This window comes from Trichlorobacter sp. (genome assembly GCF_030247655.1).
GTDB lineage: Bacteria > Desulfobacterota > Desulfuromonadia > Geobacterales > Pseudopelobacteraceae > Trichlorobacter.
Genome location: NZ_JAOTRZ010000102.1, coordinates 1 through 9,888, shown reverse-complemented (window position 1 = coordinate 9,888; position 9,888 = coordinate 1). Strand labels below are relative to the sequence as shown.

The 9,888-nt window shown below is 55.8% G+C and carries 11 protein-coding genes; all 11 read right to left on the bottom strand.

Annotated elements, in window-relative coordinates; genetic code table 11:
* Positions 1 to 49: 49 nt before the first annotated feature.
* On the bottom strand, positions 50 to 742 hold the full coding sequence (locus tag OEL57_RS10055; protein WP_300740226.1) for a lipoprotein insertase outer membrane protein LolB: 693 nt from the start codon (positions 740 to 742) through the stop codon (positions 50 to 52).
* 2 nt (positions 743 to 744) lie between these two features.
* Positions 745 to 1,356, bottom strand: a complete 612-nt coding sequence (locus tag OEL57_RS10050) for a LolA family protein (RefSeq protein WP_300740223.1) — start codon at positions 1,354 to 1,356, stop codon at positions 745 to 747.
* A complete protein-coding gene (locus OEL57_RS10045) occupies positions 1,353 to 1,766 on the bottom strand; it encodes a 3-hydroxyacyl-ACP dehydratase FabZ family protein (RefSeq protein ID WP_300740220.1) in 414 nt (137 codons plus the stop codon). The genes OEL57_RS10050 and OEL57_RS10045 overlap by 4 nt, the downstream gene beginning before the upstream one ends.
* Entirely contained in the window at positions 1,726 to 2,778 is a 1,053-nt protein-coding gene (locus OEL57_RS10040; protein WP_300740218.1) for a beta-ketoacyl synthase N-terminal-like domain-containing protein, read from the bottom strand. The genes OEL57_RS10045 and OEL57_RS10040 overlap by 41 nt, the downstream gene beginning before the upstream one ends.
* On the bottom strand, positions 2,778 to 4,007 hold the full coding sequence (locus tag OEL57_RS10035) for a beta-ketoacyl-[acyl-carrier-protein] synthase family protein (protein ID WP_300740215.1): 1,230 nt from the start codon (positions 4,005 to 4,007) through the stop codon (positions 2,778 to 2,780). The genes OEL57_RS10040 and OEL57_RS10035 overlap by 1 nt, the downstream gene beginning before the upstream one ends.
* Entirely contained in the window at positions 4,004 to 4,756 is a 753-nt protein-coding gene (fabG, locus tag OEL57_RS10030) for a 3-oxoacyl-ACP reductase FabG (protein ID WP_300740212.1), read from the bottom strand. The genes OEL57_RS10035 and fabG overlap by 4 nt, the downstream gene beginning before the upstream one ends.
* A 142-nt stretch (positions 4,757 to 4,898) precedes the next feature.
* Complete coding sequence (locus tag OEL57_RS10025) at positions 4,899 to 6,305, bottom strand: lipid biosynthesis B12-binding/radical SAM protein (protein ID WP_300740209.1); 1,407 nt, start codon at positions 6,303 to 6,305, stop codon at positions 4,899 to 4,901.
* Positions 6,302 to 6,733 (bottom strand): acyl-CoA thioesterase, encoded by a 432-nt coding sequence (locus tag OEL57_RS10020; RefSeq protein WP_300740207.1) that lies wholly within the window; start codon positions 6,731 to 6,733, stop codon positions 6,302 to 6,304. Before OEL57_RS10020 ends, OEL57_RS10025 begins: the two co-directional genes overlap by 4 nt.
* A complete protein-coding gene (locus tag OEL57_RS10015; RefSeq protein ID WP_300740204.1) occupies positions 6,730 to 7,575 on the bottom strand; it encodes an ACP S-malonyltransferase in 846 nt (281 codons plus the stop codon). Before OEL57_RS10015 ends, OEL57_RS10020 begins: the two co-directional genes overlap by 4 nt.
* Positions 7,575 to 8,852, bottom strand: coding sequence for a B12-binding domain-containing radical SAM protein (locus OEL57_RS10010; RefSeq protein WP_300740202.1), 1,278 nt, complete (start codon positions 8,850 to 8,852; stop codon positions 7,575 to 7,577). Before OEL57_RS10010 ends, OEL57_RS10015 begins: the two co-directional genes overlap by 1 nt.
* Positions 8,849 to 9,888 (bottom strand): B12-binding domain-containing radical SAM protein (locus OEL57_RS10005; protein ID WP_300740199.1); only part of this gene is annotated, 1,040 nt, incomplete at its 5' end. The genes OEL57_RS10010 and OEL57_RS10005, both read right to left, overlap by 4 nt.

Here is a 9,888-nt window from a genome sequence, read left to right as displayed (position 1 = left end):
GGCGACTGACCAGATCAAGCAAACCATTGAAACCGGGAATATTCATGGATCAGCGGGCCTTCAGCTGGGACAGGGGAAACAGTCGCAGACCTTGTAACGGTACGTTAAACATCGGTTCTTCAAGTTCTGTATTAACTTCCGGTTCTTCCAGCACAAGGCGAATCCGGTCACCTTCAGCGCTCTCCATCTGCAGCTCAAGGGGCAGCCGCACACCGGCCAGCACAGTATGGTTGCGGTAGCGCACCTGTTCACCGGACTTCAGGCTCTTTTCAAGCACCAGACCATTCTTGATGGTGATCTGCTCCTGGCCACCCTGGCTGGCCTGCTGCTCAACCACGCCAGAGACAGGGGCGCCAATGGGCGGCTCAGAATCCAGCACCCAGCGCAGCATGGCAAAACCACGCTGCCCGGTTGCAGGGGGAAGATCCTTGATCTGGCCCTGATAGGCAACCCCATCTGCCGGATAGGTCAGGGTCAGACGTTCACCTGCCAACTGCGCCTCCATTACGGTGGTACCAAAGGGGGACAGCAAGATCAGTCGCATCTGATCCGGGCGACGATAGACCATGAAACCACGACCGGAGATATTTTTTTCACCAGTACGCAGGGAAAGAGTCACGCTGGAACTAAGGGTCTCAACCACCCTGCCCGGCACAACCTGCGAATTGTCGGTAAAAAGAGGTTTAGTTGCACAGGCAGAAAGCAGGACAGACAGTATAATCAGTACGCAGAAACGGAACATGACTACTCCAGACGAAAATCAGCATCGGTCAGGCCGATGTTTTTACGGGTCTTGCGAAAGGTCATGGTGGTTTTATCCCCACCCCGCTCCTCCAGCACGAGCTTGCGCACCGTGCCATCATCATACAGCACAACCGTTAATTCTTTCAGTTGTCCATTTTTGGCCGGTCTGATGGTCACGCTGGTCTGGCTACCGTTCTGCTCAGCCCGTACCTCCATCCCCTCCGGCACGGCAGTAATCGGCTTTGCCAATGTGGCAAACCAGCGGGACAACCCCTGCTCAGGCGGCAGCACAATCCGCTGCAGTTCACCTTGTGTGCCCAGGCGTTGCTGCAGCACCGTATCTTTCAGCAGCACCTTGCTGCTGTAGGGTGGCACCAGTTCCATGTAGAAGCGGTCAGGTTTTTTGAACCGGATCTGACCCTGCATGACCAGCTTTTTCTTCATGATCGAAAGCTGCTTTTCCTGGGTCAGTTCTGCAGTAAAATCCTGCATGGCGCCGAAGGAACGACGCAAGGTCTCAAGCCCTTCCACCGGTGAAAGAACACGGGCATGTACCGGCAGTGCCGGGAGCACCAATGCACAAGCAAGCAATAGGTGTAGTAAGGTTTTCATAATGGTCCAATCCCCAGGGTCAGGGTAACACTCAACAGCTCTTCTTCTCCCACCAGCACCTGTCCTTCAACCAGATGTAAGCGGCCAAAGGATTTGATGATTCTGGCCAAGACATCCAGGGTTTCACCAAGCTGTGGAGCACGGCCAAAACGGGCCTGATCAACCGCAGCCAAAAAACCGCCCTCCCCCTGCTGCCCTGCTGCCGCAATCCCGGAAAGCTGGGCAACCGCCTCAACCAGCAGGATCTGGGGATAGGCCTGAAGCGAGGCACTGGTCCGGTAGCGGGCACGGGCAAAGCTGCCCGGTTGCTGCTCCAGCACCCGATCCAGCATGATAAACGGATAGCGGTGCGGCAGATATGCGGTGGGATCAGGATTCAGCAGCGTCGCCACCTTGCACTGAAATGGCATAGTAGGGGCCTTCCGGTGAGGCAGCCAGATGCAGCCCCTGTTCACCTGGCTGCAATGAAGCGGTCAACAGCCCCAGTACGGTGCCCCCCATGGCCAAAGAACGTCCGATCAGACGGCCGGGACAGCTGACGGTTGTCGCCTGAACAGCAGCAGTAAACGGTTCGGCAGCCTGTTCAATGCCTGAGATGCTCAGGCGATCGCAGCTCTGTTGTCGCTGCAGCAGACGGTTGATCCCTGTTTGTTCCAAACCGGGCAAGAGCAGACCGATCGTGCTGATTGTGGTGATCTGGGCCAAGATGGCAGCTTCCCGACAACGGGCATGGTCGGCACGCTCCAGCACCAGCATACCGCAACCTTCGCCAAAACCGGATGCATAACGGGTCAGCTGTCCGGTTACGCTAAAGCCGCGCATCATCTGGGGGGTCAGCTCATCCACACCACCAGCCAGCATGATATCGGCCCGGCCTTCCTCAATAAAACGGCAGGCTGCCAGAATGGCGGATTCTGCCGAACAAAAACGCTGAATAAAGGTGATATTGGGGCCTTGCAGACCATATTCAATTGAGGCGTTGCTGGCAGCAGCATTGGCAACGGTATTGGGAAACAGCATCGGTGACAGACCAGATACACCAGCCTGATAATAGCCGCTTAAAAACTCAGAGGCATTGGCGATACCGCCAAAGCCGGAACCAAGGGCAATCCCGATCCGGTCCGAGGGGAAAGCCCCCCTGGCAATCCCGGCATCAGCCAGGGCCAGGCCTGCGGCAGCAACGGCAAACTGACTGGCCCGATCAAGTTTACGTGCCTTGAGCGGTGGGATAAAATCGGTTGCCTTGAACAGATCGGCCTTACCCCAGTACTGTCCGGCGGTACCGGCAACCAGATCATCAGGAATCGGCTTCAGACAACTGACCCCACTGGTCAATGCCTCAAGCGCAGGCTTAATGCCGACCCCTGCAGCGCTGATGGCAGCAGTGCCGGTGATTGCAATGGCTGGTACAAAGTAATCCATCAGCAGACCTCCTGCTGCAGAGCTGCAGAGCCAAGCACAACTGAGGTGACATTGCCCCCAAAGGCAAAGGAATTGGACAGGGCCATTCGGGTATCCGTGGCCCGGCTGCCAGCATGACCGTAATCAAGATCACAGGCCGGATCAACACCCCTGAAATGCAGGGTCTGCGGGATGATTCCGGCATTCAGGGCCAGCACGGTGGCAACCGCCTCAATGGCTCCGGCAGCCCCCAGGCAGTGACCGGTTATGGCCTTGGTGGAGATCAGCGGCACCTGGGAAGCACGTTCGCCAAACAGCAGCTTGACGGCATTGGATTCGCCCACATCATTTAACGGGGTGCCGGTACCATGGGCATTGATCCAACCGATCTGCTCCTTCTCCACAGCTGCTGCATCCAGAGCAGCATGCATCACCCTGGCAGCGGATTCTCCGCTCGGCTCCGGCGCTGTCATATGGTGGGCCTCACCCAGCAAGGCATACCCCAACAGGTAACCGTAGATCTGAGCACCGCGTTGCAAGGCAGCCTGTTCATCTTCCAGCACCATGAATGCGGCCCCTTCTCCCAGTGTAAGTCCTTGACGACCGGCACTGAACGGGGCGCAGGGGTTGGGATCAACCACTTTCAGGGCATTGAAACCGGCAAAGGTCAACATGGTCAGGGCATCGGCACCACCGCACAGCATGGCCTGCTGACGACCGGTGCGGATCAGGTCAGCGGCCCAGCCAATGGCAGTACCAGACGATGAACAGGCAGTGGTAATGCTGCCCTGATACCCGGCAAAACCCAGTTCTTTAGCAAGAGCTGTGCTGCTGCAATCCGGCAGCAACGTCCGCAACAAACCGGGCCGGGCAGGTTTTCCAGACAGCTCCCCCTGCAACCACTCTTCGGCATTCAGCATACCACCGACGCCACCACCGATACAGACACCCACCTGGTACGGATCACAGACGCCGGTCAGTCCACTCATGGCAACCGCTTCACGGGCCGCAATCAGGGCAAGCTGATCAGTGCGGGAGAGATGGGTTGCCTGGCGACGGGTAAAATAATCAGCCGAATTGTACTCTTTAACCTGACAACCTATCTGGGTAGAAAATTGTGAGACATCAAACAGGTCAAGCGGTGCAATACCGCTTGTGCCCTGCAGAATCGCCTCCTGAAAGGCAGGTAGCGTCTTGGCGGCTCCGTTGATAGTGCCCAGACCGGTTATGGCGATCCGCTGCAGACTCACAGGATGCCTCCATCCACCACCAGACACTGCCCGGTGATATACCCGGCTTTAGCTGAAGCAAGAAACGCCACTGCTTCGGCCACCTCATCCGGCTGGCCGATCCGGCCCAGGGCAGATGATTTCACAATCCGCTCCACCTGGTCCTGCTTCAGGCCAGCAGTCATATCGGTCTCAATCAGTCCGGCTGCCACGGCATTGACTCGAATCCCCATCGGCCCTAGTTCACGGGCCAGAGACTTGGTGAAACTGATGGCAGCCCCTTTGGAGGCAGCATAGTTGGTCTGCCCGGCAGCGCCGGCAATGCCGGAGATGGAGGATACATTGATGATGACGCCACTGCGGCGGGCCAGCATCTTGCGGATGCCCCACTTGCTGCAGTGGAACAGGGGAGAAAGATTGGTGCGTAACACTGCTTCCCAGTCATCTTCAGCCATCATGGCCAGAAAACCATCACGGATAATCCCGGCATTGTTGATCAGAACATCCAGGTACCCGCTTGCAGCGGTGGCCGCATCAATCAAGGCGGTTGCCCCGGCAGAAGTAGCAACATCAGCCTTGATGGTGGTGATGCTGCCCGGTAGATCTGTAGCATCCAGCCGCAGTTTGTCTGCAGCGTCATCATTGTTCAGGTAGGCGGCAAAAACCGTGGCGCCTGCAGCTGCAAAGCGCAATGACACTGCCCGGCCAATGCCACGGGTGCCACCGGTAACTACCACAATCTTACCCATATATTCAGAATCAGTACTCATGAAAACTCCATAATTACATTGAAACACAGAGCAACTGAGCAACAGAGAAAACAAATTGTTTGACCTGTCAGGTTAAAATCTCTGCGCCTTTGCCACTCTCTTTTTTCTCTGCGTTAAAGCATTTCTATCCGCTTGATCCGCGTTATCCAAGTACCGTTGGTTTTGAAGAGGACATCGGGGCAATTCTACTTCTTCCCATCCTCTTCAGCAACTTCCAAAGTGGCCCACGCACCTTGAACATCCGCAATGCCTCCAGCATGGTGTCACTGATATTAACCTCAAGGCCGGGTACAATCCAGTTTTTGCGCTGCATAGCCTGCTCAATCACAAGTGATGAAAGCGTATCTTTTATAGCCGGAGCCAGATAAAAGGTGGGCTGCAACAGATCTGTTGCGGTGGTAATAATCCCCTCATCCAGAGCTGTACGATACAGCTTGGTACGGGGATAAATCCGCACACCGGTCATGGCAATGACTGCAGTTGGATTAAGTTCATCCATCAGTCTGAAGCTTTCCAGAATGGTCTCTTCTGTCTCTCCGGGACCGCCAAAGATGATGTAATGGGAGAAATCAAGTCCCGCCTCATGGCAAAGCAGCGAAGCAGATTTGACCTGTTCAAGGGTAAACGATTTACAGAGGCTCTGCAGCATGACCGGGGAGCCGGAGTCAGTGCCGAACTCAATCGCATCGCAACCGGCCCGCTTCATCAGACCCAAAAGCTGTGGCGTGATAAAGTCCGGGTTGATGAAGGCTGACCAGTTGACGGTGAGCTGTTCGTCAATCATGGCGTTACAGAGCTGTTCACAGAAACTGGTAGGGTAGTTGAAGATATCATCCACAAAGTAGAGATAATCGACACCATGATCATCCACCAAGCTGCGGATCTCGGCAATAATATCAGCCACCGGCCTGGTCCGCATCTGTTGCCCTTCCAGCAAGGGATAGGTGCAGTAGCTGCAACCAAAGGGGCAGCCCCGCTTGGTCTGCAGGTTGGCCATGCCACCTTCTTTCAGATAGCGGGCCACATCAAACAGCTCCCGATCAGGACTCCCGATCTGCTTAACCGTCACAGGCGGGATATAGTCGGTTTTACCGGGCAGCACAACACCGGGCAGATCAGCCAGATCAGCCCCCTGCCCTAGCCGGTCCAGCAGCAGCGGAAGCTGCTGCTCCCCCTCCCCCACCAGACCGATATCTGCACCACAGGTAGCCAGCACCTCAAGCGGCATCAGGCTAAAGCCGGAGCCACCCACAACAACCGTTGCCTTGCCTTTGCAGACCGTCACCAGATCAGTCAGGCCAGACAGGTAGGAACGGGCATCGGGCCAGGTGACATTGTCCAGGTTACGGAGCGAAATGATCACCACCTCAGGCTGCTCTGCAACAAGGGCTGCCTGAAGCGCAGCAAGGGGTTCAGCTTCAAAACAGAGATCCAGCACCGCCAGTTTGTGACCGGCCTGCTTGAGCGGTGCAGCCAGAAAGGCCAGACCAAGCGGAAAAACCGGATAAGGTGAACGTTCTCGATTTGCAGAAACCAGTAACAATTTCATAGGGCAACACCTTCCGCAAGCCAGGCCCGCATGCTGGCCACCCGCTGTTCCACTTCCAAGGGCAAACGATACTGCAGCACGCCGTTCATATCGGTCAGGGCATGGCAGACCAGACCACTGGCCAGGCGCTGACCATCTGCAGACAACATCTCGCAACGAAAGCGCAACATAGCTGCCGCATCAGCATCCAGCCAGGTGCGAACCGTCACCAGATCATTAAACAGGGCAGGCCGCAGATACTTTAATTCAAGCGACACCACCGGCCCCTGATAGCCCAATGCCAACAGATCATCCGGCCCAAGGCCAAACTGCCCGGACAGATTATTGCGACCGATCTCCATCCAGCAAACATAATGGCCATGCCAGGCCACCCGGTAGGCATCCACTTCGTTAAAACGGACCGTTATCGTGGTTTCATGGGTTTTCACAACGCACCTGCCTCCGAATCAATCCATCGGTTAAACTTGGTCAGGGCCTGGCCACTTCCCACCTCTCTGCAGCGACTGAAACCAGCGGCTCGAACCGCCTTCCAGGTGCGCTCCCAGTAGACCGGTTGCTGTAGTTCATCAACCAGAAAAGCTGGTATCGTTGCGGCGGTCAGGCGGGTTTGGTTAAGAGACTCAATCAGCGGAATCTGAGGTTCAGCAATCTGATACTCTGCAACAATGGCTGCCAGATCACCCCTAATCTCAGCCATCAAAGGCGTATGCAGCGGGGCCTCACAGGGAAAGCTGCTGACACTGAAGGCACCGGCTGCCTGACATTCAGCAAGAGCAGCCTCTATACCCTGCTTTCTACCGGCAAGCAGAAAATGACGAGAGGTATTATAGTTTGCCACAAATATCCCGTTGTTACGGGCAGCAGCGTCCACCGGATCAATAGGCAGACCGATGGGGCAGCCTAGGCTGTACTCTTCAACAGCACCCATCCGGGCCATACAGCTACCGATCCGACTGACCAGTGCAAGGGCGTCCTGCTCAGAAATACTGCCACTGGCAGCCAGTGCTGCATAAATCCCCAGGGAATGTTCACTTAGCAGACTGGGGATAGATCCCTCGTTGCGTAATTTTCTGGCGCGATACAGCGACATGGCTACGCCGTAGATCTGCAGACAAGTATGATGACTCAAGGGATGTCCGGCCAGAGGCTGATGCGTGATCAGGTCATAGTCGCAGTGTGCCCGGCACAGGTCTGCCAGGGCATGGAAATCAGCATCATCAGGTGTTATTTGCTCCTGTTGCAGTGGCTGTCCGGGAAAGATCCAAAGCATTATGGGGTCTCCTCCCTGCCGTAAATACCACCCCGCCGCAAAATATTATACAACAGGTTGGTCCCCTTGCCAGGGCTTTGCATGACCCGTCCGGCAATGGCAGACCAGCTATAGGCCTCGCGACGGGCCTGAACCCAGCCGTTGTAGAGCCGTTCCGGTGACATCAGCTTGGGCTGGTATACGACCTGACCATGATCGTAACGCTGCCAGTCAGTATGCAACATTCTGCCTTCCTGCTGAAACTGCGTGAACAGGGCCGTACCAGGATAGGGAGTTAAAATATGAAAGGTGGGTAGGCTGGCAGCACAGTTTTCAAGGTAACGCACGGTCCGCTCAAATACCCCTTCATCATGATCGTCAAATCCAAAGATAACCGAGGCCTCCACCACTACGCCGGTATCCCGGATCCGCTTGATCAGATCAGCCTGGGATGTCTTGCCAGCGGTTTTAGGCAGGTTGGCATACTCACCATCCACCGATTCTAGCCCCACAAAGATCCCGACACAACCTGCAGCAGCCAGCAGACGGACCAGTTCAGGGTCTTCGGCAAAACGCAGGTTTGCCTGCCCTCCCCACTTCAACCCCATACCGGCCATCCCTTTCAGGATCGGCTTGGCCCGCTCAGGATCGCCCAGAATATTATCATCCAGAAATACCATCAGACCGGGCTTAAAACTCCTTAGTTCCGCCAGTACATCCTCTGGATCACGGTAGCGAAAGGTGCGTCCAAAGTGAGGGGTAACCGTACAGAAGGGGCAGTTGTAAGGGCAGCCGCGACTGGCCTGCAGGGTCTTGGTGGTCAGATATTTGCGGGGTGCCAGAAAATCATGGCGCGACCAGGGAATAGTCAGCAGATCACCTGCAGGGAGTACCTGGTAGAACTGTTTCAGTTGCCCCTGCTGCAGATCACGCAACAGATCAGCCCAGACCGGCTCAGCCTCGCCCAGCACGATACTATCAGCATGCTGAATCGCCTCATCAGGCAACACCGTGGGATGAATACCACCCAGCACCACCGGCACGCCCCGTTCACGAAAACGATCTGCAATCTGATAGGCCCGGGCCGCCTGATGGGTCATGGCGGTGATTCCTACCAGATCATACTCACCTTCAAAATCAATCTCTTCCTGCACCTCATCAGCCAGCAGCACCTCCCATTCAGGCGGTGTAACAGCGGCAACCTGTTTAAGTGACAGGGAAGGAAGTTGGAAGCGTTTGACCCAGCCAAGTTTATGGGTGGCGAGATAGACTAACAGCAGGCGGGGTTTTGAAGTCATGCATCAGTCCGTTTTCTACGGATGGCTGAGCGGAATCCGATGTTCATCGGACCAAAGACCTGAACAGAACGGTGCAGTTTGAAGAGGCGGCGATAGATGGACCCCCAGGAATAAAAACTGCGACAGGCCTGATCATAGCCATCCTGCAGTTGCTGGATCGTCATCCCTTTAGGCTGGAAGGTAACATGCTCCATATCGTAATCCTGCCAGTTATTGGAGATGATCCGCCCTTCAGACTCAAGCCGCTGCCGCACCTTGGTACCAGGATAGGGGGTCAGAATAGGGAAGATGGCAGCCTCAAGCCGGGCATCTTCGCAAAAGCGCAGGGTCTGTTCAAAGACCGCCGGGGTATCGCCATCACAGCCCATCACAAAGGAGCCCAGAATGCCGATACCGTTATCCCGGAACTGTTGAGCATAGGCTTTGTAGGACGCGGCCTTGTTGGTTACCTTGCCCATGGCAGCAAGGGAATCCTGGTTCAGGGACTCAAACCCCACAAACATCCCCACACAACCGGATTCACCGGCAGCCTTCAACAGCTCCTGATCCTCGGCAAAATCAATCGGGGCATGGGAAAGCCATTTCAGCCCCATCCCCTTCATCCCTTCAAAAAGCGGTAACGAGTAGCGACGGTCAGCCACAATGTTATCATCCACAAAAAAGACAAAGGAGTTGGCCTTGCGTAGTTCCTGCAGCTCTGCCAGCACCTGCTCCACCGAACGCTTGCGGTACTTGCGGCCATAAAATGCGGTGACCGAGCAAAATTCACAGTCAAAAGGACAGCCACGGGTGGTCTGGATGGTGTTGGTAAAGAGGTGACCTGAGCCCTTAAAAATCTCCCGGCGGGCCGGTGGGATCAGTGTCGTATCGATCAGCCCGGCTGCCCGGTAGACCCGCTGTAGCCGACCGGACTGAAAATCGGCCAGCAGTTGTGGCCAAGCCAGTTCCCCCTCCCCCACCACTACACTGTCCACATGCTGCAGCGCCTCGTCCGGCAGGTTACTGGCATGAAAGCCACCCATCACCACGGTCTTGC

Coding starts and splice junctions, on each gene's coding strand:
- OEL57_RS10055 (WP_300740226.1), bottom strand. CDS start 742: ATGTTCCGTTTCTGCGTACTGATTATACTGTCTGTCCTGCTTTCTGCC.
- OEL57_RS10050 (WP_300740223.1), bottom strand. CDS start 1,356: ATGAAAACCTTACTACACCTATTGCTTGCTTGTGCATTGGTGCTCCCG.
- OEL57_RS10045 (WP_300740220.1), bottom strand. CDS start 1,766: ATGCCATTTCAGTGCAAGGTGGCGACGCTGCTGAATCCTGATCCCACC.
- OEL57_RS10040 (WP_300740218.1), bottom strand. CDS start 2,778: ATGGATTACTTTGTACCAGCCATTGCAATCACCGGCACTGCTGCCATC.
- fabG (WP_300740212.1), bottom strand. CDS start 4,756: ATGAGTACTGATTCTGAATATATGGGTAAGATTGTGGTAGTTACCGGT.
- OEL57_RS10025 (WP_300740209.1), bottom strand. CDS start 6,305: ATGAAATTGTTACTGGTTTCTGCAAATCGAGAACGTTCACCTTATCCG.
- OEL57_RS10015 (WP_300740204.1), bottom strand. CDS start 7,575: ATGCTTTGGATCTTTCCCGGACAGCCACTGCAACAGGAGCAAATAACA.
- OEL57_RS10010 (WP_300740202.1), bottom strand. CDS start 8,852: ATGACTTCAAAACCCCGCCTGCTGTTAGTCTATCTCGCCACCCATAAA.